Source organism: Flavobacterium terrae (assembly GCF_900142035.1).
Taxonomy (GTDB): domain Bacteria; phylum Bacteroidota; class Bacteroidia; order Flavobacteriales; family Flavobacteriaceae; genus Flavobacterium; species Flavobacterium terrae.
Window position 1 is genome coordinate 767,594 of record NZ_FQZI01000002.1, and the last position, 26,789, is coordinate 794,382.

General features: G+C 32.0%; 22 protein-coding genes and 2 tRNA genes. 12 read left to right on the forward strand and 12 right to left on the reverse strand.

From position 1 onward, the window contains the following. Positions 1-74 precede the first annotated feature (74 nt). From BUC09_RS07810 to BUC09_RS07825, 4 genes are all read left to right on the forward strand, one after another. The gene (locus BUC09_RS07810; RefSeq protein WP_073310295.1) at positions 75-1,322 is read left to right on the forward strand and encodes a 3-deoxy-D-manno-octulosonic acid transferase; all 1,248 of its coding nucleotides are present in this window, start codon (positions 75-77) and stop codon (positions 1,320-1,322) included. A 7-nt stretch (positions 1,323-1,329) separates the two neighbouring features. After that, positions 1,330-2,265, forward strand: a complete 936-nt coding sequence (locus BUC09_RS07815; RefSeq protein ID WP_073310297.1) for a hypothetical protein — start codon at positions 1,330-1,332, stop codon at positions 2,263-2,265. A gap of 88 nt (positions 2,266-2,353) precedes the next feature. Beyond that, positions 2,354-4,513: a S46 family peptidase gene (locus tag BUC09_RS07820; RefSeq protein WP_073310299.1), complete on the forward strand. Its 2,160-nt coding sequence runs from the start codon at positions 2,354-2,356 to the stop codon at positions 4,511-4,513. A gap of 194 nt (positions 4,514-4,707) precedes the next feature. After that, positions 4,708-4,917 (forward strand): hypothetical protein, encoded by a 210-nt coding sequence (locus BUC09_RS07825; protein ID WP_073310301.1) that lies wholly within the window; start codon positions 4,708-4,710, stop codon positions 4,915-4,917. 66 nt (positions 4,918-4,983) lie between these two features. Here BUC09_RS07825 and BUC09_RS07830 read toward each other — a convergent pair whose 3' ends face one another. The 4 genes from BUC09_RS07830 to mutS form a co-directional block, all read right to left on the reverse strand. After that, complete coding sequence (locus BUC09_RS07830; RefSeq protein WP_073310303.1) at positions 4,984-5,349, reverse strand: DUF1508 domain-containing protein; 366 nt, start codon at positions 5,347-5,349, stop codon at positions 4,984-4,986. 161 nt (positions 5,350-5,510) lie between these two features. After that, a tRNA-Leu gene (locus tag BUC09_RS07835) sits at positions 5,511-5,595 on the reverse strand. Between the two features lie 24 nt (positions 5,596-5,619). Continuing rightward, positions 5,620-5,692: transfer RNA gene (locus tag BUC09_RS07840), tRNA-Gly, on the reverse strand. A gap of 139 nt (positions 5,693-5,831) precedes the next feature. After that, positions 5,832-8,435 carry a DNA mismatch repair protein MutS gene (gene mutS, locus BUC09_RS07845; protein WP_073310305.1) on the reverse strand — a complete coding sequence of 868 codons (2,604 nt, stop codon included), beginning with the start codon at positions 8,433-8,435 and terminating at the stop codon, positions 5,832-5,834. A 144-nt stretch (positions 8,436-8,579) separates the two neighbouring features. Between mutS and BUC09_RS07850 the strand changes: the two genes are divergently transcribed. Next, positions 8,580-9,065, forward strand: coding sequence for a DUF1573 domain-containing protein (locus BUC09_RS07850; protein WP_073310307.1), 486 nt, complete (start codon positions 8,580-8,582; stop codon positions 9,063-9,065). A 64-nt stretch (positions 9,066-9,129) separates the two neighbouring features. Further along, complete coding sequence (locus BUC09_RS07855; RefSeq protein WP_073310309.1) at positions 9,130-9,663, forward strand: RNA methyltransferase; 534 nt, start codon at positions 9,130-9,132, stop codon at positions 9,661-9,663. Here the strand turns inward: BUC09_RS07855 and folK are convergent. After that, the gene (gene folK / locus BUC09_RS07860) at positions 9,660-10,796 is read right to left on the reverse strand and encodes a 2-amino-4-hydroxy-6-hydroxymethyldihydropteridine diphosphokinase (protein ID WP_073310311.1); all 1,137 of its coding nucleotides are present in this window, start codon (positions 10,794-10,796) and stop codon (positions 9,660-9,662) included. The two genes, BUC09_RS07855 and folK, sit on opposite strands and share 4 nt — an antisense overlap. A 121-nt stretch (positions 10,797-10,917) precedes the next feature. Between folK and sppA the strand changes: the two genes are divergently transcribed. Further along, on the forward strand, positions 10,918-12,696 hold the full coding sequence (sppA, locus tag BUC09_RS07865; RefSeq protein ID WP_073310313.1) for a signal peptide peptidase SppA: 1,779 nt from the start codon (positions 10,918-10,920) through the stop codon (positions 12,694-12,696). 148 nt (positions 12,697-12,844) lie between these two features. Next, entirely contained in the window at positions 12,845-15,484 is a 2,640-nt protein-coding gene (locus BUC09_RS07870) for an AsmA-like C-terminal region-containing protein (protein WP_073310315.1), read from the forward strand. A gap of 27 nt (positions 15,485-15,511) precedes the next feature. Here BUC09_RS07870 and BUC09_RS07875 read toward each other — a convergent pair whose 3' ends face one another. Then, a complete protein-coding gene (locus tag BUC09_RS07875; protein ID WP_073310317.1) occupies positions 15,512-16,306 on the reverse strand; it encodes a DUF2797 domain-containing protein in 795 nt (264 codons plus the stop codon). Between the two features lie 83 nt (positions 16,307-16,389). Here BUC09_RS07875 and BUC09_RS07880 point away from each other — a divergent pair, with 83 nt between their 5' ends. After that, positions 16,390-17,907, forward strand: a complete 1,518-nt coding sequence (locus BUC09_RS07880; protein ID WP_073310319.1) for a GH3 auxin-responsive promoter family protein — start codon at positions 16,390-16,392, stop codon at positions 17,905-17,907. Between the two features lie 158 nt (positions 17,908-18,065). Beyond that, positions 18,066-19,634 carry an OmpA family protein gene (locus BUC09_RS07885; protein ID WP_073310321.1) on the forward strand — a complete coding sequence of 523 codons (1,569 nt, stop codon included), beginning with the start codon at positions 18,066-18,068 and terminating at the stop codon, positions 19,632-19,634. A gap of 49 nt (positions 19,635-19,683) precedes the next feature. Here the strand turns inward: BUC09_RS07885 and clpX are convergent, their stop codons facing one another. From clpX to BUC09_RS07915, 6 genes are all read right to left on the reverse strand, one after another. Continuing rightward, positions 19,684-20,916 carry an ATP-dependent Clp protease ATP-binding subunit ClpX gene (gene clpX / locus BUC09_RS07890; protein ID WP_073310322.1) on the reverse strand — a complete coding sequence of 411 codons (1,233 nt, stop codon included), beginning with the start codon at positions 20,914-20,916 and terminating at the stop codon, positions 19,684-19,686. Positions 20,917-20,981: 65 nt separating this feature from the next. Further along, a complete protein-coding gene (clpP, locus tag BUC09_RS07895; protein WP_073310324.1) occupies positions 20,982-21,638 on the reverse strand; it encodes an ATP-dependent Clp endopeptidase proteolytic subunit ClpP in 657 nt (218 codons plus the stop codon). A 142-nt stretch (positions 21,639-21,780) separates the two neighbouring features. Next, positions 21,781-23,106, reverse strand: coding sequence for a trigger factor (gene tig, locus BUC09_RS07900; protein ID WP_073310326.1), 1,326 nt, complete (start codon positions 23,104-23,106; stop codon positions 21,781-21,783). Between the two features lie 96 nt (positions 23,107-23,202). After that, positions 23,203-23,544 carry a phage holin family protein gene (locus tag BUC09_RS07905; protein WP_073310327.1) on the reverse strand — a complete coding sequence of 114 codons (342 nt, stop codon included), beginning with the start codon at positions 23,542-23,544 and terminating at the stop codon, positions 23,203-23,205. 18 nt (positions 23,545-23,562) lie between these two features. Beyond that, on the reverse strand, positions 23,563-24,330 hold the full coding sequence (locus tag BUC09_RS07910; RefSeq protein WP_073310329.1) for an alpha/beta fold hydrolase: 768 nt from the start codon (positions 24,328-24,330) through the stop codon (positions 23,563-23,565). A gap of 1 nt (position 24,331) precedes the next feature. Continuing rightward, positions 24,332-25,057, reverse strand: coding sequence for a pyridoxine 5'-phosphate synthase (locus BUC09_RS07915; protein ID WP_073310331.1), 726 nt, complete (start codon positions 25,055-25,057; stop codon positions 24,332-24,334). A 98-nt stretch (positions 25,058-25,155) separates the two neighbouring features. Here BUC09_RS07915 and BUC09_RS07920 point away from each other — a divergent pair, with 98 nt between their 5' ends. Both BUC09_RS07920 and BUC09_RS07925 read left to right on the forward strand, forming a co-directional pair. Next, positions 25,156-25,815 (forward strand): CBS domain-containing protein, encoded by a 660-nt coding sequence (locus tag BUC09_RS07920; RefSeq protein ID WP_073310333.1) that lies wholly within the window; start codon positions 25,156-25,158, stop codon positions 25,813-25,815. Positions 25,816-25,818: 3 nt separating this feature from the next. Then, the gene (locus BUC09_RS07925; protein ID WP_073310335.1) at positions 25,819-26,703 is read left to right on the forward strand and encodes an NAD kinase; all 885 of its coding nucleotides are present in this window, start codon (positions 25,819-25,821) and stop codon (positions 26,701-26,703) included. Positions 26,704-26,789 lie beyond the last annotated feature (86 nt).

Below are 26,789 nucleotides of genomic sequence, written 5' to 3' on the forward strand. Positions count from 1 at the left end.
AAATCTACTAATTTAATACCTTTTTTAATAAGTTTTAGAAAACTAATGTATTTTAGCAACACAAAATACAAACTATGTTTTTTCTTTATACTTTACTGACAGAAGTAGTACAACAGTTACTCAAGATAGTAGCACTTTTTAATCCAAAAATTCAATTGTTTGTCAATGGTCGAAAAGATGTTTTCAAAACATTACAAACAAAACTTTCTAAAGAAGACAAAACCATTTGGTTTCATGCTGCTTCTTTAGGTGAATACGAACAAGGATTACCAGTTATGGAAAAAGTAAAAATTAAATTTCCTAACCACAAAATAGTCCTTACATTCTTTTCCCCTTCTGGATACGAGGTTCGTAAAAACAACACCGTTGCTGATGTGACTATTTATCTTCCACTAGACACTAAGTCGAATGCAAAACGTTTTTTAGACATCGTAAATCCTGAAATTGTTTTTTTCATCAAATACGAATATTGGCCTAATTACTTAAATGAACTAAAAAACAGGAACATAAAAACCTATTTAATTTCTGGAGTCTTTAGAAAAAAACAAGCCTTCTTTAAATGGTACGGTGGGTTTTACAAAAATGCTTTAAAAAGTTTTAATCATTTTTTTGTACAGAATAACACTTCAAAAGAGCTAATACAAAGTCTTGGCTTTACTAATGTCACAGTTTCTGGAGATTCGCGTTTTGATCGCGTAGTCGCTATTTTAGAAAAAGAAAATACTTTAGATTTCATCGAAACTTTTTGCAAAAATCCATCACATGAATTTAAAATGACAACTATAGTAATTGGAAGTTCATGGCCTAAAGACGAAGAACTATTGGTTAACTACATCAACAGAACTTCTCACCGATTAAAATTCATTATTGCACCACACAATATCAAACCAGATCAAATAGCCAATTTGAAATCTGAAATTGCAAAAAAAACAGTGTTATTTTCTGAAATGGAAGGGAAAAATCTTGCGGACTATGATGTATTCATCATTGACACGATTGGAATTCTAACTAAAATTTACAGTTATGCAGATATTGCTTATGTAGGAGGAGGTTTTGGCAATCCAGGGGTTCATAATATTCTAGAACCTGCAACTTTTGGCATTCCTATTGTCATTGGACCTAACTATTCTCACTTTGCTGAAGCAACAGCTTTGGTTCATCAAGAAGGATGTATTTCTATAAATGATCAAAAAACAATGAATCAAGCCCTTGACTTATTAGTACAAAATCCTGATGAGCGCCATGAAAAAGGACATATTTGCAGCACTTTTGTACAAATGAATAAAGGAGCTACTGATAAAATACTTAAACAATTATTATAAGCCAGCTATGAAAAGAATTATTTTCATATTCTTTCTAATTACAATTTCTTGCAAAAAAGAAGAAAAAGAAAATATTATTCAGACAAATAAAATTGATGAAGTACAAAAGTTTGTTGAGCCTAAAGACAAAAACATAGACAAACTATTTGAACAATTCATAATTGCTTTTAATTCAAATAACCCTAAAAAGATTGATCCTTTTATTGATCCTAAAATAGGTTGCCTTTTTTCCTTTAAAGATGGTTATTATCCAATCCTTTTATTTGACTATTCAATAGCAAAACATATCGATTGGTATAAAAGTAAAATTTACACTACAATCGAATCGAATGATTCGCCAGAATATTTGGGAGATTTGGAATTTAAAAAAGAAGCTTTTTTCTATAAAGAATATAAAAACAAATTTTTGTTTGAAGATTTTAACAATGACTATGTAAACATTTCCGAGGAAAAATTTGAGTCTCACAAAGAGATAAAAAACAAATGCAACTTTATTGGGTATGGTATTTCAAAAAACAACAGAAAAATATACAATTTCTATTTTTCAATAAATAAAAATTCTATTAATCTTGTCGCAATTGATTATGAAATTGTTTCTGATGACTCTTATGCAGACTCATCAAAAAAAATAATCCCTTTCGGTTCTGTAGAAGAAGTTCAAGCTTTTATTGAGGAAAAACAGTTATTCGAAGACAATAAAAATCATGCCTATGTTGATTTTTCAAAAAGAGAAATAATTTATTGTGATTTTGGCGATGAACCTATTCAGTTTTCATCATATAAAATAAGTGAAATAGAAAATATAAATTCAAAAATAAAAACAAGAACCATCGCCCTAATATTTTCTGAAAATCAAGAAGATAATTTCTCTTTAACCTTAACAAATAAAGGGGTTATTTTTAAACCCCCAATGGGAGCTAGACCTCCATATGAATACCGATAAAGCTTATATTTCTTAACAAAACCTTAAATAAAAAAGTCGATTTTTATAAAAATCGTACATTGCAAACTCAAAATCAAAAATTAGAATAATGAAATTTTTACGATTACTTATTATTTTATTCGTTTTACCCACATTTGCGCAACAAGGCGGAATGTGGATTCCTTCTCTTCTAAAAGGGATGAACGAAACAGAAATGAAAAATTTAGGCATGAAAATCTCTGCCGAAGACATTTACTCGGTTAACAAGTCAAGCTTAAAAGATGCTGTTCCTCATTTTGACGGAGGATGTACTGCCGAGGTAATTTCTCCAAAAGGATTAATTTTAACTAATCACCACTGCGGTTACGACAATATTCAAAGCCATTCAACTGTTGAACACGATTATTTAACCAATGGTTTTTGGGCTTATAAAATGGAAGAAGAACTTCCAAACAAAGATTTATTTGTAACCTTTATTGTTCGTATTGAAGATGTAACAACAAAAGTATTGGAAGGCGTTGCTGCAATATCTGATGAAGCTTCAAAACAAAGAACAATCCAAGAAAATATTGCAAAAACCATCAAAAGTTCAACAAAAGAATCTTGGCAAGAAAATCAAATCAAAACTTTTTACGATGGTAACCAATACTTATTATTTGTAACAGAGACTTTCCGCGATGTTCGTTTAGTGGGAGCACCTCCTAGCTCGATTGGTAAATTTGGTTCTGACACAGACAACTGGGTTTGGCCACGCCACACTGGCGACTTTTCTTTATTCAGAATTTATGCTGACAAAAACAACCGCCCAGCTGAATATTCTAAAGACAATATACCTTATACTCCCAAGCATTTCTTCCCTATTTCTATAAAAGGAATCCAAGAAAACGACTTTACAATGGTGATGGGATATCCTGGAAGAACTCAGGAATACTTACCAAGTTATGCTGTTGAGCAAATCATGAATGATTTGAATCCAGCAAAAATTGAGGTTCGTGATGCTGCTTTAAAAGTACAAGACGGATTTATGCGTAAAGATCCTGCGATCAAAATTCAGTATGCTTCAAAATATGCTTCGGTTGCCAATTATTGGAAAAAATGGATTGGCGAGACTAAAGGTTTAAATAAAACAAACGCAGTTGCTGTCAAACAAAAATTTGAAGCTGGATTAACCGAAAAAATAAACAAAGCAGGCAAACAAGCAGAATACGGAAACTTATTAAACGAATTTAAAACAAACTATAGCAATATACGTGAATATGCTATTGCACGTGATTACTATACAGAAGTAGTTATGCGTAATTGCGAAATATTAACTTTTGGTTACCGCTTATACCAGTTAGAACAAGTTTTAAACAGTAAAGGCGAACAAGCATTTAATGATAGAAAAAATAATTTAATTAATGGTTTTGAATCTCTTTACAAAGATTTCAATGCAAATGTTGATGAAAAAGTTTTTGAACAATTGATCAATATTTATGCGACTAAATCACCCAAACAATTCTTACCAATATCATTAAACAATATCAATGCAACAGAATTAGCAACGGATATCTTCAAAAATTCAAAATTAACTTCATATGATGGTTTAAAAGAATTATTGAATGGAGACGCTAAGTCGGTAATCGAAAAAATCAACCAAGACAAAGGCTATGCCTTAGTAAAATCAATCGCTGAAGCTTTTGATAAAAATGTAGCGCCTAAGTTCAATGAAATGAATTTGAAAAACATTGCTTTACAACGTACCTACATGAAAGCAATTATGGAATTAAGTCCAAAATCGGCTCGCATATTCCCTGACGCAAACAGCACACTTCGTGTAACTTACGGAAAAGTAAAAGGCTACAAACCTTCTGATGCTGTAACCTATTCTCCTGTTACTTATTTAGACGGTGTGATGGAAAAATATGTACCTGGCGATTATGAATTTGATGTTCCAAAGAAACTTATCGAATTATACAACAATAAAGATTACGGACAATATGCTGATAAGAACGGTAAAGTTCCTGTGGCTTTCATCGCAACAAATCATACTACGGGTGGTAATTCAGGATCTCCAGCATTAGATGCCAATGGAAATCTTATTGGATGTAATTTTGACCGTGTATGGGAAGGCACAATGAGCGACATTTATTATAGTCCTGAGATATGTAGAAACATAATGGTAGACGCACGATATATTTTATTCATTATTGATAAATATGCTGGAGCAAAAAATATAATTGAGGAGTTAAAAATTGTAAAAAACAAGACAAAGAAAAAAACAAAATAACCCTCTAAAAAAAAATGATTTAAGCTAATTATTTTTAAAAGTAATTAGCTTATTTTTTTGGCACACAAATTGTAAAATACATAGCAACGGTAAAAGTTTGAATTTTTGAAAAAATTTTTGAAAAAAAATATTTCATATCAAAAAATTTATATCTTTGCCACGAATTAATAATTAACCTTTTATAATTAAGTAAGATGAAAAAAGTTGTTTTAAGCTTAGCATTCGTTGCTGCTGTATTAGTTTCTTGTAAAGATCAAGCTGCTGCTGAAGCTACTGAAGCTCCAGTAATGGAAGAGGCTGTTGAAGCTGCTGCTGAAACTGTAGATACTGCTGCTGTTGCTGTTGATTCAGCTGCTGCTGCTGCTACTGAAGCTGCTCCTGCTACTGAAGAAGTAAAAAAATAATTAGATAATTTCTAATATTTTTAGTTAAAGCTCCGCAATGCGGGGCTTTTATTTTTTTAAGAATTTTTAATCTTGAAAAGCTTCTATTTCAGGAAACACAAAATCATTTGAAGCAAAATCTAAAACTTCTGCCGCAGTTGCTGCTCGCATCATTTCATCAATACCTCTTTGCATCAATAATTGTGTAGTATATTTACGGCTTGTTGCCATTTCTTTTTTATCGATAATTAATCGGAAGTAAAATTTACCACTAGACGTTTTAAAACGCATTATTGTGGCTGAGTCTAAAGCTATTTTAAGTTTTTCAATATCTTCTTCACACTCAAAACGCAATTCATAACTATCGCTAGTCAAAATTGTTTTCCCTTTTCGGGATACAAATTCAAATTTATAGTTTTCGTCTAATCGTTTACTAATTACAAAGGTAGCCATGAAGCAAATATAAAGGCAAATAGAGAACCTTAAAAAGATTGTTTTCACAAAATATCAACAAACAGCAAGAAAGCGCCTATTTATGCTGATTATAATTTTAATCACCAAAAAACGGTACATTTCAAAAACAAAAAAGCCTTAAACAATGTTTAAGGCTTTTGTACTCAAGGCGGGACTTGAACCCGCACGAACGAAATGTTCACTGGATTTTAAGTCCAGCGTGTCTACCAATTCCACCACTCGAGCAAATATATTTTAACTTGGTAGTCGAGCGAAAAACGGGGTTCGAACCCGCGACCTCAACCTTGGCAAGGTTGCGCTCTACCAACTGAGCTATTTTCGCATTGCGTTTTTTAAGAACTTCGCCATACTTGTTCCGTATTGCGAGTGCAAATATACAACAAGAAATTACTTCTGCAAGAACTTTTTGAAAAAAAATTACATGTTTTTTTTAAGCTCTTGAAATGTAATTATTTACAAAATTATTTTTTTGACAACATTCGTTTAATTTCATTCAATTTCATCAAAGCTTCAACAGGAGTAAGCGTATTGATATCTAAATTTTGGATTTCTTCTTTAATTTCTTCCAACAAAGGATCATCTAAATTAAAAAAACTTAATTGTAATTCATCTTGAGGTTTTATTCCACTCAATACTTCTCCCGAATGATTCTTTTCCAACTTCTTCAATATCTTTCCTGCTTTTTGAATCACTGTTTGTGGCATTCCAGCCATTTTAGCTACATGAATACCAAAACTATGTGCGCTTCCTCCTTTTTCCAGTTTACGAATAAACAAAACCGTATCTTTTAATTCTTTTACAGATACATTATAATTTTGAATTCGAGGCAAACTCTCAGTCATCTCATTTAACTCATGGTAATGCGTCGCAAATAATGTTTTAGGCTGTGCTGGATTTTCATGCAAGAACTCTGCGATTGCCCAAGCAATTGAAACTCCATCATATGTACTAGTCCCACGACCAATTTCATCCAACAACACCAAACTTCTATCAGAGATATTATTCAAAATAGAAGCCGTTTCATTCATTTCCACCATAAATGTCGACTCTCCCATTGAGATATTATCGCTTGCTCCTACTCTAGTGAATATTTTATCCACCACACCCATAGTCACTGCATCTGCCGGAACAAAACTTCCCATTTGCGCCAACAACACAATTAAAGCCGTTTGACGCAATATTGCCGACTTACCCGACATGTTAGGCCCAGTAATCATTATTATTTGTTGTGAATCTCTATTTAGATATACATCATTAGCAATGTAAGGTACACCAATTGGCAATTGTTTCTCAATTACGGGATGACGCCCATTTTTTATATCTAATTCAAAAGAATCGTTAATTTGAGGACAAACATAATTATGATCAATAGCTTGTTGAGCAAAAGAAGACAAACAGTCTAACTGTGCCACTAAATTAGCATTGTGTTGCACTGGCTTTATGTAAGTTGCAATCCAAGCCACCAACTGTTCAAACAATTGTGTTTCTAATTGATGTATTTTTTCTTCAGCACCAAGGATTTTAGCCTCGTACTCCTTTAATTCTTCTGTAATATAACGCTCAGCATTTACTAAGGTTTGTTTACGAATCCATTCAGATGGTACTTTATCTTTATGTGTATTCCTTACTTCGATATAATATCCAAAAACATTATTAAACGAAATCTTTAATGATGGAATCCCTGTAGCTTCAGATTCCCTTTTTTCGATTCCTTCTAAATATTCTTTTCCTGTATTTGAAATCGTACGCAATTCATCTAATTCAGGATTCACGCCAAAAGCAATTGCATTCCCTTTATTAATAGCAACGGGCGCATCTTGGTTTAAAGTTGTTGCAATTTTTTCGCGAAGCAAATCACAAGCATGTAAACTATCACCAATCACTTTCACAGCTTCTTGTGGACTCTTCAAAGCCAATTCTTTAATGGGCACTATCGCGTCTAAAGATTCTTTTAGATAAATCACTTCTCTTGGAGAAATTCTTCCTGCTGCTACTTTTGAAATCAAACGCTCTAAATCTGAAATTTGTTTGATTTGGTATTGAATTTTCTGTAAGACTTCTTGGTTATCCTTCAAATAAGCAACCACTTCATGACGCCCAGTAATTTTATTGATATCTTTTAACGGAAGTGCCAACCATCTTTTCAACAATCTTCCTCCCATTGGCGAAAGCGTTTTATCAATCACATCTAAAAGAGTAACTGCATTTGGGTTGTAGCTATGATATAATTCCAAATTACGGATGGTAAATCGATCCATCCATACATAGGCATCTTCGGCGATTCGATGAATAGAAGTGATATGCTGAATTTTATTATGTTGTGTTTCTGACAAATAATACAAAATAGCACCCGAAGCAATAATACCATGTGCTAATTCTTCAATCCCGAATCCTTTCAATGAATTGGTCTGAAAATGATTCATCAAACTTTCTTTAGCATAATCTTCTTTATAAATCCAATCTTCTAAATAAAAAGCATGAAAATTATCACCAAAAGCTTCAAGAAAATCTTTCTTATTTTGTTTAGGAACTAAAATCTCACTTGGACTAAAATTCTGCAATAACTTATCTACATATTCTGCATTTCCTTCAGATGTTAAAAACTCACCTGTAGAAACATCAAGAAAGGCAACTCCTAATTGCTTTTTACCAAAATAGACAGAAGCTAAGAAATTATTAGACTTTGAAACCAAAACCTCATCGTTCATAGAAACACCTGGCGTAACCAACTCGGTTACCCCACGTTTTACAATAGTTTTAGTCATTTTAGGATCTTCTAGTTGATCACAAATTGCAACACGAAGTCCAGCTTTTACCAATTTTGGCAAATATGTATTCAAAGAATGGTGTGGAAAACCTGCCAATGCTGTTTCAGATTCACTTCCTGCACCTCGTTTTGTCAGTGTAATTCCTAATATTCTAGAAGCGCGAATAGCATCTTCTCCAAAAGTTTCATAAAAATCCCCCACACGAAACAATAAACAAGCATCAGGGTATTTAGCCTTGATTTCATTATACTGTTTCATTAATGGAGTTTCCTTTGGTGCTTTTTCTTTTGCTGACAAAACTTACTTTTTTAATTATTGGCGACGAATTTAACCATTTTTGGCCTAATATTTGTTTAAAATATTTAACAACAATTTTAGAGTTAATCTTAATTGTCAATTAAAATTATTTATACATTTGTTACTTAACAAAAAAATTACGTTATGAAAAAAATATTATTAATGGTTGCTGCTGTAGCTTTCTTTGGAACTTTTAATGCTAATGCACAAGAAGTTGCTGCAAAAACTAAAATTGAGAAAAAAGCTAAAAAAGCTAAAGCAGAGGCTTTACCTAAGGTTGATGGCGTAGGGATGGTTTTTGAAAATGAAACTATTGACTATGGAACAATCGAACAAAATGCTGATGGAAAACGCGAATTCGTTTTAACAAACAATGGCAATAAACCATTAATCATTAGCAATGCTGTAGGTTCATGTGGCTGTACTGTTCCAACTTTCCCTAAAGAGCCTATCATGCCAGGCCAAAAAGCTGTTATTGGTGTTAAGTATGACACTAACAGAGTTGGAGCGTTCACTAAAAACGTAACTATTACTTCTAATGCTACAGTAAATCCTTCAAAAGTTTTAACTATTAAAGGAACTGTAAATGCTCCAGCTGTTAAACCAGCAATGGATGTTCAAAAAAGCTAATTAATTTTACTTATTATATAAAAGCTCTCTTTTTAAGGGAGCTTTTTTTATTTATTTTTGTGGCATGAGAAAAATTGAGAATAGCGAATTAGAGCGAAAATCTATCGATGAGTTTAAACAAGCAGAAAAAACTCCAATTATTGTAATTCTAGACAATATTAGAAGCTTACACAATATTGGTTCAGTATTTAGAACAGGAGATGCTTTTTTAATTGAAAAGATTTATCTCTGCGGTATTACTGCCACTCCTCCAAACAAAGAAATCAACAAAACTGCTCTTGGCGCTACAGATACTGTAACTTGGGAATACAAGAAAGATGTACTTGAAGTAATACAGGATTTAAAATCGCAAAACGTTGATGTGTTTGCAATCGAACAAGTTGAAGGAGCTATTTTTCTGGATAACTTCAAAGCTGAAAACAATAAAAAATACGCTTTAATTTTTGGCAATGAAGTTTTTGGTGTAAATCAAGAAGCTGTAAAACTATGCGATGGCGCTATTGAAATTCCACAATTAGGAACCAAGCATTCTTTAAATATTTCTGTAAGCACAGGAATTGTAATTTGGGATTTATTTTGTAAACTTAAAACAGTTTAACTATCCAGTTTCTCCTGAATTGCATCAAGAATCTTAATGTAATCTGTTTGCTTTTTGACAAAATCAAATTCAGAAACATCGATGACCAATACATTTAAGTCTGTCTGTGTTTTTATGTAATCAAGATAGCCTTGATTAATTTTCTCTAGATATTCAGCAGGAATTTCTTGCTCATAACTCCTACCTCTTTTCTTGATATTCTTTAAAAGTCTATCCGTATTTTGATATAAATAAACATACAAATCAGGTTTTGGCATCTCTTTATAGATTATATCAAACAATGTTTTATACAATCTAAACTCATCTTCTTGCAGCGTTACTTTAGCAAAAATCAAAGATTTGAATATATGATAGTCAGCAACTACAAAATCTTTAAACAAATCGAATTGAGACAAATCGTCTGCCAACTGTTGGTAACGATCAGCTAAAAAAGACATCTCTAATGGAAAGGCATAACGCCCTTGATCTTTGTAAAACTTAGGCAAGAAAGGATTATCAGCAAAGCGTTCTAAAACCAGTTTCGCATTAAAATCTTCTGAAATACGTGCAGCTAGAGTAGTTTTCCCTGCTCCAATATTCCCTTCAATAGCAATATAATTGAGTAAGTTAACGCTGTATTTTTTTGTTGGCAAAATCAAATCCTCGACAGCAACACATTCACTAGTGTCATTACTATTTTTATAAAGTTGTTCTATTGATTGATGCAAAACTGGATGTTGGTAATCAACTTTCAAATCTAGCATAGGAAGCAAAACAAACTTTCTATTTTGCATTTGAGAATGCGGAATAATTAGATGTTCAGATTGAATTACTAAATCTTCAATCATAATTATATCAACATCAATAATTCTTGCCTCGTAAGATTCTGTTTTTTTACGAACCCTACCTAATTCTTTTTCAATAACTCCTATTTTCTTTAAAATTTTTTCGGCAGAAAAAGAAGTATGTATGAGTAGTGCACAATTGTAAAAAGCATCACTTTCGAACCCCCACGCTGGAGATTCATAAAGTTTTGAAACACGCAAAACCAACCCAATATTCTCATGAATTAATTGGATACAATTTTGAATATTTTCTAATCTATTCCCTATGTTACTTCCTAAAGAAAGAACTACCTTTTTTTGGCCACTCATAACTGGCACAAAATAACTAAAAAGAATTGTAGAATTAGAAGATATTCTTGAAGCTGTTAATAACTATTTTTTATGTAACATTTTTTAAAAAAAGCTACTAATCAGTAAAAAATAATATAACATGAATTTTTTAAAGAATATTTTATCTACCGTTATCGGGATTTTTGTTTTTATCTTTTTATTTTTCGTTGGAATAATTTTCCTTGGATTAGTATTTGGGGGAGAAGAAAAAGTTGAAGTAAAAAATAAATCGGTTATTGAATTAGATTTAGCTAAAGTCACAAACGATTATGGAGGAAAGTTCAACTATAAAGATATGCCTTTCCTAAATGACAAAGCCAAAAAAGATGGTTTATCAGATGTATTAAAAGCCATTGAAATAGCAGCAAACGATAATAAAATAGAAGGGATTTCTATACTTAACAACCCACTTAATCTCGGCGTTGCACAAACAAAAGCGCTACGTGATGAACTAGAAAAGTTCAAAAAATCAGGCAAATTTGTTGTAGCTTATAGCAATGTAATGTCACAAAAGGAATATTACCTAAATTCTGTTGCCTCAAAAGTGTTTTTGAATCCTGTAGGCGAGCTTGACTTTAAAGGTCTTTCAAGTTCAATTTTATACATGAAAGATTTTCAAGATAAATCTGGAATCAAAATGGAAGTTATCCGTCATGGAAAGTACAAAAGTGCTGTTGAGCCATTTTTAACTAACTCTATGAGCCCAGAAAACCGTGAACAAATCACAGTATTTTTAAATTCAATTTGGAACTCAATTGTAGAAGATATTTCTAAATCAAGAAATATTTCAGTTGAAAAACTAAACAGTATTGCTTCTGATTTGTCTGCAAGAACACCACAATTAGCTTTAGACAACAAATTAATTGACGTTGTTGCTTACGAAGACAAATACCATGATTACATCAAAAATGTAATTGGTATAAAAGATGAAAAAGAAAATTATAATAAAATTTCTATTTTAGATTATGCAGAAAGCACAATCGAAGACGAAACTTTTTCAAGTAAAGATAAAATTGCGATTATTTATGCGCAAGGCGAAATTAAAAGTGGCGAAGGAGATGTAAATGAAATTGGCGAAGGTTCTATGCGTCGTGCGTTAGAAGAAGCTCGTGAAGATGACGATATTAAAGCCATTGTTTTAAGAGTAGACAGTCCTGGAGGAAGTGCCTTAACATCTGACTTGATTTGGAGAGAAATCGAATTGACAAAAAAAGTAAAACCAGTAGTAGTTTCTATGGGTAACTTAGCCGCTTCTGGCGGTTATTACATTTCATGTAATGCAAATAAAATTTTTGCGGAATCATCAACAATTACAGGATCTATAGGCGTATTTGGGATGCTGCCAAATTTACATGGCATAGCTACAAAATATGGTTTCAATTCTGAAATGGTAGAAACCCATAAAAATGCTGGCGGTTACGATCCTTTCCAACCAATAGACAATGATTTCAAAAACTTCACTCAAGAAGGTGTAGAAAATATCTACAAAACATTTGTTAGCAGAGTGGCTGCAGGTCGTAAAATGACGTTTGAACAAGTAGATGCTATTGCGCAAGGTAGAGTATGGAGCGGAACAGATGCATTAAAATTAGGATTGGTAGATAAAATTGGTGGTATGGACGATGCCATAGCCTATGCAGCATCATTAGTGAAAGCGAAAGATTTTGTTACAATCGACTTTCCAGAATATGAAAAAGATATCGATTATTTATTTGGTGGAAACGGTTTCTTTAGTTCATTAGGTTTATTCCAATCGACTGAAATGATCCTTAAAGAAGAATTAGGCGAAGAAAACTACCAAATGATTCAAAACATAAAAAGTCTAAATTCTAAAAAAGGTGTGCAAGCCATTATGCCTTTTGAAGTAAATATCAACTAAACTAAATACTATTCAACTCACAAATCCGTTCTAAATTTAGAACGGATTTTTTTATGAAAACTTTACATCATTAATACGTCATAAATGTTATTTTTGTAAGAAGTACAATCTTAAAAAAACCCAATTCTAAAACATAAATTCAATAGCAATGAAAAAGAAAATTTTTATAGGCATAGGTGTTTTTCTGTTAGTTACCATCGTAGCCTTAGCCGCTATTCCAATCTTTTTTAAAGATCAGATTAAAGCAAAAATCGAACAAAGTATTAACGAAAATGTTGATGCAAAGGTAACTTTTGACGATGCTACTTTGAGTTTATTTAAAAACTTCCCCAATGCAAATATGGGAATAGAAAAGCTTGTTATCATAAACAAAGCACCTTTTGTGGGAGATACTTTAGTTGCTTTTGAGGAATTAAACCTTCAAATGTCGGTTACTGAATTGTTTAATGGTGAAAACGAGCCAATGAACTTAAAGGCAATTTCTGTAAAAAATGGAAAGGCAAATATTCTTTTTAATAAAGATGGTATTGGAAATTTTGATATTGCCATTAAAGACAACAAACCAAAAGAAGAAGAAACAAAAGAAAGCAAACCTTTTGCTATGAACATTCAGAATTATGAAGTTGAAAACTTCAAGTTCAAATACTATGATGAGCGTTCTAAAATTAAATTGGTTTTAAGCGAATTAAACCATACTGGAAAAGGAAATTTTGCTTCGGAAGTTTTAGACTTGGATACTAAATCGACTACTAAAATATCGTTAGACATGGATAAGATGACCTACATGAAAAATGTAGCGATTAGTCTTGACGCAATTTTAGGTATCGATTTAAAGAAAAGCAAGTACACTTTTAAAGACAATAAAGCCAAGATTAATGAGCTCCCTCTAGAATTTAATGGATTCATCCAACTTTTAGAATCAGGACAGGATTATGATTTAACTTTCAAAACCCCTACTTCATCATTTAAAAATTTCTTAGGATTAATTCCAGCAGCTTATGCAAGCAACATTGAAACAGTAAAAACTTCGGGCGATTTTACAGTAAACGGAAAAGTAAAAGGACAATTAACAGACAACACAGTTCCTAAATTTAACATTGCTATCGCATCAAACAATGCTTCATTCCAATACCCTGATTTACCAAAATCGGTACAAAACATTATAATTGACACTAAAATAATCAACGAAACAGGATTAATAGAAGATACTTATGTAAACCTTGACAAGCTATCATTTAAAATTGATCAAGACGTTTTTAGTGCCAAAGCAAATATTAGAAACGCCATAACAAACGCATTAGTAAATGCATCATTAAAGGGAACGATTAATCTTTCTAATTTTTCTAAAGCGTATCCTGTAAAATTAGACCAACCTTTATCTGGAATTTTAAATGCAGATGTAACGACTAAATTCGATATGCAATCAGTAGAAAAAAGTCAATACCAAAACATACAAAACTCTGGTATGATGACATTAACTGGATTTAATTATGCTGGTCCAGAAATGGCTAAACCAGTTCAAATTCAAAAAGCTGCTGTGGCTTTCAATACTAGTCAAATCAAATTAAACCAGTTAGACATGAAAACTGGTGGTTCTGACATTCATGTGAACGGAACATTAGATAATTTTTATGGTTTTTTATTTAGAAACCAAATTCTGAAAGGAAACTTCAACATGAACTCTAATCAGTTTTTAATTGCAGATTTCATGGAACCAGCATCAGCATCTGCTAAAAAACCTGCAGAAGAATCTTCATCAAAATCAGGTTCAGGAAGTACAGCGAAAAAAGAAGCCGTAAAAATTCCAGCGTTTTTAGATTGTGCTGTTAGTGCAAAAGCAAATACTGTTGTTTATGACAATTTAACCCTGAAAAATGTGGTTGGAAAAATGATCATAAGAGATCAAGCAGTAACTCTTCAGGATGTAAGAACAGATATTTTTGACGGACAAATAGGATTTAACGGGGTAGTTTCTACCAAAGAAAAAACACCTAAATTCAATATGAACTTAAACTTAGACAAAGTTGATATTGGAAAATCGTTTACACAATTAGACATGCTTAAAGCTATTGCTCCAATTGCAGGTGCAATTAGTGGTAAATTAAATTCTACTATCAAACTTAACGGTAATCTTGATTCAGTAGAAATGACTCCTGTTTTATCTTCTCTTACTGGAGATTTATTGGGCCAACTATTATCATCTTCTATAAACTCTAATAATTCTGAAATGCTTACAGCATTAACTTCTCAATTTAAGTTTATCGATATGAAAAAACTGAATTTAAACGACATTAAAGCAGCTATTTCTTTTGATGAAGGTAAAGTAGTAGTGAAACCTTTTAAAATAAAATACGAAGACATTAATGCAGAAGTTGGAGGAGCTCATGGTTTTGACCAAAATATGAAATACAACATCAAGATGGATGTCCCTGCAAAATATTTAGGCGGAGATGTTAATAAACTTCTAAGCAAACTAACTCCAGCTGATCAGGCAAAAATTGAAAGTGTTCCTATCACAGCATTAATGACTGGAAACTTCAAAAGTCCAAAAATAAGTACTGATATGAAACAAGCTACAACAAATTTAGCTTCTCAAATCGTACAAATGCAAAAAGACAAGCTTCTAAACCAAGGAACAGGAGCTTTAAGTAACATTTTAGGCGGCAAAAAGAATACTGCCGATACCACTAAAACTACTGAACCAAAAAAAGATGCAGTAAAAAACACAGCCAATCAAGTTCTTGAAGGTTTATTTAAAAAGAAAAAACCTGCACAACAAACACCATAATAAAAAAGCTCCTGTAAAGGAGCTTTTTTATATTTCAATCTTCACAACATATCCTTCAAAAGTTCTAATATTAAAAACAGTGCCATCTTCAAAAATGAGGTACTGCCCTTTTATACCAGACAACTTTCCTGAGTAAACTGTTGATTTATCTAAATTCAAACTAGCAACTTTATTTGGATACTGTAATACAGGATAAAACAATTCGAAAAGTTCTTCTTTAGTTGTGTCAAAATATTCTTCAACTTCTTTAGGAAGCCATTTTTTAACTTTTAACCTTTCGTCATACAAATCCGTCTTAAGCACTTCATTTTTAAGCATTTTTTGCCAGTGGGTTTTATCTACAAAATGATCTTTCAAAGCCACTTCAGTGATACCCGCTAAATACCTATTAGGAACCTCAACGATTGGAATGGCTTGTTCAGCTCCTTGATCAATCCATCTAGTTGGTACTTGAGTCTTTCTTGTAACCCCTACTTTAACTTCACTCGAAACCGCCAAATAAACAACGTGAGGTTGCAATTGAACCTTTTTTTCATATTCTAAATCACGATCCTCAATATCTAAATGAGCAGTACTTAATTCGGGTTTCATAATCCAATCTCCAGCCGAAGCGCTGCCCATAAAGCAGTCATAACAAAATCCTTGTCGAAATATTTTTTTCTTTTTTCCACATTCTAAACATTGATAGCCTTGAAAAGAAATTTCCAATTCTTTTCCAAGTAACTGATTTACATTTAAAAAGCTGTTTTCAAAAACTAAATAATATTGAATTGGATTGGCAAATTCGGTTTGCATTTTGGTTAAAACTCCTTCGTAAATCATCTGTGATTTTGATTTTATATTTTATATTTAATTTCTATTTTTGGTAAAGTTATAATTCATAACGTTAAATTCATAATTAAAAAATGCCTCTACCTATAATAAATTCTATTGCTTCTTGGGTTTTAAAACAACGCATTCACGAAATAGAGTTGTTTTTAAAATATCCTAATGAAGTTCAGGAAGAATTACTTATGAATTTAATTCGTCAAACTGAATATACCGTATTAGGCAAACAATATGATTTTAGTTCTGTAAAAACCTATCATACTTTTCAAGAAAGAGTTCCAATATCGAGTTATGAAGATTTAGAACCTTTTATAGAAAGAACTCGAAAAGGAGAACAAAATGTTTTTTGGAATGAACCAATTAAATGGTTTGCTAAATCGAGCGGAACTACAAACGCAAAAAGCAAGTTTATCCCTGTAAGTGGACAAGCTCTTGAAGATTGTCATTATAAAGCTGGAAAGGATTTGCTTTGCCTTTATCTTAACAACAACGAAGAATCACAATTATTTACTGGAAAAAGCCTTAGACTAGGAGGAAGCAAACAATTGTACGAAGACAACAACACCTATTTTGGAGATTTGTCGGCCATTTTAATTGATAATATGCCTTTTTGGGCAGAATTTAGTAGTACACCCAGCAACAAAACATCATTAATGAGTGAATGGGAAACCAAGCTAATGGCAATTGTAAATGAGACAAAAAGAGAAAATGTAACCAGTTTCGCTGGTGTTCCTTCTTGGATGTTGGTTTTATTGAATAAAATTTTAGAAGAAACTAAGAAAACTAATTTATTTGAAATTTGGCCTAATCTTGAAGTTTATTTCCATGGTGGTGTAAGTTTCGATCCATACAGAGAGCAATACAAAAGTATATTACCTAAAAATGAGTTCAAGTATTATGAAATCTATAACGCATCGGAAGGTTTCTTTGCTATTCAAGACTTAAACAATTCGAACGATTTACTGTTAATGCTAGATTATGGGATTTTTTATGAATTTATTCCAATGGATACATTTGGCACACCAAATCAAAAAGTAATCCGTTTAGCAGAAGTCGAGTTGAATAAAAACTATGCTGTGGTTATCACAACAAACTCTGGCTTATGGAGATATCTTATTGGCGATACTGTTCGATTCACTTCTCTTAAACCATATCGTATTAAAGTTACAGGTAGAACTAAACATCATATTAATGTTTTTGGCGAAGAATTAATGATTGAAAATACGGATCAAGCTTTAGCTAAAACCTGTAAACTAACCAATACCGAAGTAGTCGATTATACAGTTGCTCCTGTTTTTATGAATGGAAAAGAAAAAGGAGCTCACGAGTGGATTATAGAATTCAAAAAGAAACCAGAAGATTTGTCTACATTTAGTGAATTACTTGACCAAAATATTCAATCCTTAAATTCGGACTACGAAGCAAAGAGATATAACAACATGACTCTCAATCCACTAACAATAAACATTGCTCGTGAAAATTTATTTTATGATTGGTTAAAAAATCAAGACAAGTTAGGTGGCCAACATAAAATCCCTAGACTTTCAAATAATCGAGATTATTTAGAACAACTTCTTTCATTACAAAACAGCTAATTGGCTATTTTTCAGGCAAAAAAGCTTTTCAAAAAATCAAAAAAGTGCATTTCATCGATTTTTTTGTGTATTTCAACAATTAAATTGAATAAAACTCAGTCACACCTGTAGTTTTGTGCGAAATTTTTCAAAAACACAAACACAGACCCATTAAAATTATGAAAAAGACAACTTTTTCAATTGTATTGTTCTTTTTATTTAATACTACTATAAACGCTCAGGGTTCTTTTTTACCTGATACTCCTGTAAGCTACGGCAAAACAAAAACTATTTCTGAATTAAAAGATACATATAGTGTTAGCAGTACTAATGTTAATACCAAACAATCAGAAATTGGATCAACTTTTTTCATGGATAAATACATCATGTATTCATCTAGAAGAACTGGAGCAATAGGTGCTGGAAAAGACTCTGAAACTAATTTACCTTACAACAGTCTGTACTGCATGAGTATAGATAAAAATGGTAATCTATCTAAACCATACTTCTTTGCATCAGTATTAGACTCTAAAGGTAATGAAGGAGGATTGACATTTTCTCCCAATGAAAAAATAGTATACTATACTAAAAGTGACGAGAAAAATCCAAAAAACTATCAATTATACAAGAGAATCTTTGACGAAGAATGTCGTTGTACTTGGATTCAAGAAAGTGCAATCAGCTTTAACAGTGCAGAGTATTCTATTGAAGATCCACGTGTTTCACCAGACGGAAAAAAGTTATACTTTTCATCAAACATGCCGGGTGGACAAGGAGGATTTGACTTATATGTAGCAGATATCGAAGAAAATGGGATGCCTGTAAATCCACAAAACCTTGGAAGTAAAGTAAACACTTCTGGAGATGAAAAATACCCTTATGTTTCTACAGAAAAAGAATTGTACTTCTCTTCTACAGGTCATGATGGATATGGAAATTTTGATGTTTTTGTTTCTAGAATAAAGAAAAATAGTTTTTCTTCTCCTTTAAACCTAGGCAAAACAATAAACTCAAGCGCTAATGATGTTGCTTTTATATTAGCTTCTAAAAACAAAGGATACATTTCTTCTGATAAAGATTCAGGGCTTGGTTCTTATGATATTTATATGTTTGATTTACAAAAGAACATTATAAAAATAGAAGGAAAAACTATCGAAGAAAACTCAAAAATTGCCTTACCAAATACAACTATAACACTTCTTGACGAGGAAGGACAGGAAATAAGCTCACAAAAAAGCTCTCCTGAAGGTAATTACAGTTTTGAAGTCTCTCCTATTGAAAACTATTCAATTGTTTCTAAAAAAGATGGTTACTTAGATTCATCTAAACCTTTTTCAACAGACAACAGTAACTCAATGCTTACTATTGAAATGCAACAGAAAAAAGCTGAAATAACAGAAAAAGCAATAGTTATTGAGAATATTTATTTTGATTACAACAAAGCTACCCTTAAACTTGAATCAACTTTATCCTTAAACAAAATTGTTGACGTTTTATTAGCAAATCCTGAAATGAAAATTGCTATTAACGCACATACAGATTCAAGAGGAAGTGAAAAATATAACATGACACTTTCTGAAAAAAGAGCTCAAGAAACTAAAAAATACTTAGTAAAAAAAGGAATCAATACGTCAAGACTTTTAGCTAAAGGTTTTGGTAAATCACAACCATTATCAAACTGCGGTGACAACTGTAATGAGAATGATTTTGAAGCAGACAGACGAACTGAGTTTGTTATACTTAAATAAAAGGATGTTATTATTTTAAATGAAAAATCCCGCTTGAAGCGGGATTTTTTTATGATGCTATTTCTAATCTTTTTAATAAATTTTTTGTCAAAGCTTCTTCAACATAATGCTTGTCAATATCTAATTCATTTTCATCAGATCCAGGAATTTCATACATTGCATCTGTTAAGATTGCTTCACACAAAGAACGTAAACCTCTAGCTCCAAGTTTATATTCTAAGGCTTTATCTACAATATAATCCAAAGCTTCATCTGTAATTGAAAATTCAATCCCATCCATACCAAACAATTTCTTATACTGTTTGATTAAAGCATTTTTAGGTTCTGTTAAAATAGCGCGTAATGTAGCTCTATCTAATGGATCCATGTGTGTTAAAACTGGAAGACGACCAATAATTTCAGGGATCAAACCAAATTCTTTAATATCCTTTGGTATGATATATTGTAATAAATTAGTTTCATCAATTTTATCTGTCTCTTTAGATGCACTAAAGCCCATTGCTTGTCGGTTCAAACGTTTTGAGATTATACGTTCAATACCATCAAAGGCTCCACCAGCGATAAATAAAATATCTTTAGTGTTTACTTCAACAAATTTTTGATCAGGATGCTTTCTCCCTCCTTTTGGTGGAACATTCACAACTGTACCTTCTAATAATTTCAATAAAGCTTGTTGAACTCCTTCACCAGAAACATCTCTTGTAATTGATGGATTATCACTTTTACGAGCAATTTTATCTATTTCGTCAATAAATACAATTCCTCTTTCTGCTTTAGTAACGTCATAATCTGCAGCTTGTAACAATCTTGTTAAAATGCTTTCCACATCTTCTCCCACATAACCTGCTTCAGTCAAAACTGTTGCATCAACAATTGCTAAAGGTACATCAAGCATTTTCGCAATAGTTTTAGCTACTAAAGTTTTCCCTGTACCTGTTTGCCCAGCCATAATGATGTTACTTTTTTCGATTTCAACATCATCACCATGATCTTGCTGCATCAATCTTTTATAGTGATTGTATACTGCTACCGACATGACTTTTTTTGTTTGATCTTGACCAATAACATATTTATCAAGGAAAGCTCTGATTTCTTTTGGTTTTTTTAAAACTAAATCGGTTGTGTTTTTTGCAATACCGTTTGCTCTTAATTCTTCCAAAACAATTCCATGAGCCTGCTCAATACAACGATCACATATATGCGAATTGATTCCAGCAATCAAAAGGTTGGTTTCGGGTTTCTTTCTTCCGCAGAAAGAACATTCTAATATTTCTTTTGCCATTTTTATTTGGTAAGCAGTGAAGTTTTTTTGACAGCATTAAAACTGAAAAGAAAACTAAACCTGAATTATCTTCTTAATACTTCGTCGATCATTCCGTATTCTTTTGCTTCATCTGCAATCATCCAATAATCACGTTCGCTGTCTTTATATACTTTATCAAACGTTTGTTTTGAATGTTTTGCAATGATTTGATATAGTTCATCTTTTAATTTCAACATTTCTTTTAAGTTGATTTCCATATCTGTAGCTACACCTTGTGCACCTCCTGATGGCTGATGAATCATTACTCTTGAGTGAGGTAATGCAGAACGTTTACCCTCTGCCCCTGCACACAATAAAACCGCCCCCATAGAAGCTGCCATTCCTGTACAAATAGTTGCTACATCTGGCTTAATATACTGCATCGTATCATAAATACCTAAACCAGCATACACACTCCCTCCAGGAGAGTTTATGTAAATTTGAATGTCTTTAGAAGCATCTACACTTTCTAAAAACAATAACTGTGCTTGAATGATATTAGCCATGTAATCATCTACTCCTGTTCCAAGAAAGATAATTCTGTCCATCATTAAGCGTGAAAAAACGTCTAGTTGTGAAATATTCAATTGACGCTCTTCTATAATATACGGAGTCATACTGCCAACAATTTTGTCATAGTACATACTATTAACTCCGTGATGCTTTGTTGCAAATTTTTTGAATTCTTTACCGTAGTTCATGCTAACGTATTTAAGAGGTTGTTTATCTAAATCATTAAGACAATGTAGCAAATTTCGTACCTTTTTGAAAATATGTCATTTTGTCTATAAAAAAAGCGTCAAATTTAAAATCTGACGCTCAAATATAATGATTTTTTGAAAATTATTCTCCGTACATTTCTTTAACAAACTGATCAAAAGAAACTTCTTTAGTTTTTGCGTTTAATTTTTCTTTAAACAAGTTTAGCATTTTTTCACTCATAACTTGTTCTGACAAACGACGCACCTCTTCTTGATTAGACATTACACGCGCAACGATTCCATCTACATCAGCATCACTTGGGTTTGTTTGACCAAATTGAGCCATTTGTTTTTTAATAACGTCAGCAGTGTGTGCTTTTAAATCTTCAAAGTTGATTTGTAAATTATTGTCAGTAATAATTTTACTTTCAATTAATTGGTAACGTAAACCGTTTTCAGACTTATTGTATTCAGCCTCTGCCTCTTCTGCAGAAAGTGGTTTTTCACCTACTGTTTGAATCCATCTTTTCAAAAATGCAGCAGGTAGTTCAACTTGGTTGTTTTCAATTAAGAATGAAGTTGCATCATTATAGAATTTTTGATCTGCTTGTTGAGCAAATTGCTTTTCAGCATCTTCTTTAATTTTAGCTTTTACTTCTTCAACAGATGATACAACACCAGCACCAAATAATTTATCAAATAATTCTTGGTTTAATTCTGCAGGCTCGCTAGTTGTTACTTCTTCGATTTTGAAATCTACATTAATATCTAAACCATGAACATCATCATGACCTACTTGCAAATAATCCATTAATTTGTGATCATCGTCAAATAATCCTTTTGTTCCAATAGTAACAACATCACCAGCTTTTTTGCCAATGAATGCTTTAACCGCTGCTTTACTTTTGAAAATATCTAAAGTAATTTGAGCAGGTGCATTGATTCCTTTTTCTTCGTTTACAAAAGTACCACGGATATCATCTCCTTCAGCAACTTCAGTTTTAGAAATCATTTTACCAAATTGTTTTTGAATTCTTACAACTTGCTCATCAAGCATTTTGTCGTCAGCAACAATTTTGAAATATGTTAAATTGTTTTTACCCTCTAATTTAACATCAAATTGAGGTGCTAAACCTAATTCGAATTCAAATTTAAAATCTTCGGCTTCCCAGTTGAAATCTTCAGTGAATTTAGGAAGAGGATTTCCTAAAATATCTAACTTTTCATCAACTAAAAATTTATTTAAGCTTTCTTGTAATACTTTATTAACCTCCTCAGCTAAAACAGCTTTACCATATTGTTTTTTCACTAAAGACATTGGCACAGCTCCTTTTCTAAAACCTGGAATGTTAGCACTTTTACGGTAGTTTTGCAAAACTTTCTCTACATTATCAGCGTAATCATTTTTTGCAACTTCTACAGTTACCACTGCGTTTAACGCATCGATATTGGTTTTTGTAATATTCATTATATACGTTTTTTACATACTAAATTTGGGTGGCAAAATTACATAATTTATACCACCCAACAAATTTTATTTAACTCAAATTTAAATCGTTAATTTTTAGTCTTTTATAAACTTGTAAAGTATCCATTGCGAAACCGACAAAAGAATACTAAAAAGCATTGCTGTAAGAAAACTGTTTACTTCAAATCCGTCAACTAAGTAATCACAAGCATAAACCATTATTGTATTAATTACCAACAGAAACAATCCTAATGTAAAAAAAGTAATTGGAAGTGTAAAGAACACCAAAACTGGTTTAACAAAAGTATTCAAAAGACCTAAAACCACAGCAACGATCAAGGCAGTTGTAATTCCATCTACTTGCACTCCAGGCTTTAAAAAATAAGATAATAACAATACAATGATTGTTGAAATAAGTAGCTTTTTTAATAAATTCATTTTATTTAATATTTTCGATTAGCTCTTCAAAAAATGTACCGTTTTTTCAAAAAATTCTTTTGGATTTTCGGCATGAAGCCAATGACCTGCATTTGAAACAGTTTCAATTTTAGCATTCGGAAAATGATGATAAATAGTCTCAAAATCAGAATCTAGAATATAATCAGACTTATCTCCTCTTACAAACAAAGTTTCTTTCTCAAAATGATTTTCGAATGGTAAAGCATCTCCAATCACAGAAGTATTTTCAGTAAAAACTTTCAAATTAAATCTGAAATCCAATTGTCCAGGCACCTTCCAATATAGGTTCTTCAATAAAAATTGACGTGTTCCAAAATCATGAATATATCCCGAAACAATTTCTTCAACTTCTGCTCGAGAAGGTTTTTTAGAAAAATCGACAGCATTCAATGACGCTAAAATTGTTTGATGATGGGGTGCGTAAAATTTCGGACCAATATCTGCAACGATTAATCTATCAACCAAGTCAGGATAATTTGTCGCTAACAACATGACTACCTTTCCTCCCATTGAATGACCTATTACATCTACCTTTTGCAATTGATAAAATTGACAATATTCCACCACATCCTGCACCATAAAATCATACCCCCAATCATTAGAATGGAAACTTTTACCATGATTGCGCAAGTCTAAAGTGTGGACTTGAAATCCTTGCTCTGCATATTGAGAAGCAAGCGTTTTCCAGTTGTCAGACATACCAAGAAAACCGTGAATAATAAGCAATGGTCTTCCTTCTCCTATTATATTTGAATGCAGTAACATATTATTTAAGTTTTTGCAAATACATATTCACCACATTCTCCAATCCTAAATACAAAGACTCAGAAATTAAAGCATGACCAATAGAAACCTCCATTAATCCTGGAATATTTTGATTAAAAAACTGAATATTCTCCAAGCTCAAATCATGCCCTGCATTAATCCCCAAACCTAACTCATTTGCCAATTTTGCCGCTTCTACATAAGGAAGGATTCCATCCTTATTTCCTAAACCATACTGATGCGCAAATGCCTCAGTATACAATTCAATTCTATCGGTTCCTGTTTCTTTTGCTCCTTCAACCATTTGCAACACTGGATCAACAAATATAGATGTACGGATTCCATTTCTTTTGAACTCATCAATTACCTCTTTTAAATAAGCTTGGTGAGTTATTGTTTCCCATCCTGCATTCGAAGTTAACGCACCAATAGCGTCAGGCACCAATGTAACTTGAGTAGGCTTACACTCTAACACTAAATCAATAAAATTATGCTGGGGGTTTCCTTCAATATTATACTCGGTATAAACTACATCTTTTAGATCTCTTGCATCTTGATAGCGAATATGTCTTTCATCAGGTCGAGGATGAATTGTAATACCATGTGCGCCAAACCCTTGAATTCTTTTTGCAGCTTCAACCACACTTGGTGTATTACCTCCTCGGGAATTTCTTAAAGTGGCAATCTTATTAATATTTACACTTAACTTACAGTTATTACTTGTCATTTTGACGTCATTTTTAAATGATTTGACAAAAATACGAACTTAAACAAGGCTGTTATCTTATTTTTTAATTATTTTGCAGGAGATTACTACAATTCATTATGACCAATTTAGCAGACTATATCACACAAGATTTAAAACCTCTTGACATACAGGAAAGTATTGCTGTTGTCCAAGATTTTTTTCTTGATTTACCCTTTTCTCACTTCCCCGTTTTAGAAAATGGCATTTTTATAGGCAGCGTATCATCAGAAGATATAGAAAACTTCGATTCTTCAAAAAGATTATCCGATTACAAATATACTTTTGAAGGATTCTTTACAAGAAAATATTCTGTTTTACTAGACGTTCTAGATGATTTTGCTAAAAACGAAACAACAGTACTCCCTGTTCTTGATGATCAAAACAATTTTATTGGATATTATGAACTAGAAGATGTAATAAAGGTATTTAATGAAACTCCTTTCTTAAAAGAATTAGGAGCTGTTATTATTGTTGAAAAAGGAATAAACGACTACTCTTTTAGTCAAATTGCACAAATAATTGAAGGGAATAACAGCAAAGTATTAGGTGCTTTTTTATCAAATATAGAAACTGACAAAGTTCAAATAACAGTTAAAATTGCCGAAGGTGGAATAAACGAAATCATTCAAACTTTTCGTCGCTATGAATACGAAATCATTTCTGAACATCAAGAAGATGATTATTTAAAAACCTTAAAAGAACGTTCTGATTATTTAGACCGATACCTTAATATGTAATTTATGAAAGTAGCGATTTTTGGACAATTTTATCAAAACACTACTTCGCCCATCATGGAGCGACTTTTGCATTTTCTTGAAATAAATAAGGTTGACTTTACAATTGAAGCAAACTTTTTACAAATGTTGCAAGAAAACAAGGCTATCACAATTGACTTGCCAACTTTCTCAAACCACACCGATCTAGACAATACATATGATATGTTATTAAGTATTGGTGGAGATGGAACTTTTTTAAGAGCCGCCACTTATGTCAGAGACTCTGAAATTCCTATCCTTGGTATTAATGCAGGACGATTAGGTTTTTTGGCAAATGTTCAACAAGAAAATATAGAGCGCTTTTTAAAACTAATTATTAATAAAGAATATAAGATTTCTCAAAGAACATTGCTAAGTGTAACGAGTTCACCTGAAATTGAATCTCTACAAGAGATAAATTTTGCAATGAATGAAATCACAGTGAGTCGCAAAGACACCACTTCAATGATTACTATTGAGACATACCTTAATGACGAATTACTTACTTCTTATTGGGCTGATGGTCTTATCATTTCTACCCCAACAGGTTCGACTGGATATTCGTTAAGTTGTGGAGGACCTATTTTAACTCCTGACACTGCAAGTTTTGTAATTACTCCTATTGCTCCTCACAATCTAAACGCAAGACCAATGGTAATTCCTGACAACACTATTTTAAAACTTAAAGTAACTGGTCGAGAGGAAAATTATTTGGTTTCATTAGACTCAAGAATAACCTCTGTAAAGAATGAGAGTGTACTTACAATTCAAAAGACACCTTTTAAAATTAATATGGTAGAAATCACTGAAGAAACATTTCTAAAAACTTTAAGAAACAAACTTCTTTTTGGTGAAGATAAACGTAATTAAAACATAGACAAATACTACAACACTTTCTTTTTCGTTTAACTAAAATAAAAATACAGAACTTTTATTGTAGAATGAAAGTTTTACTT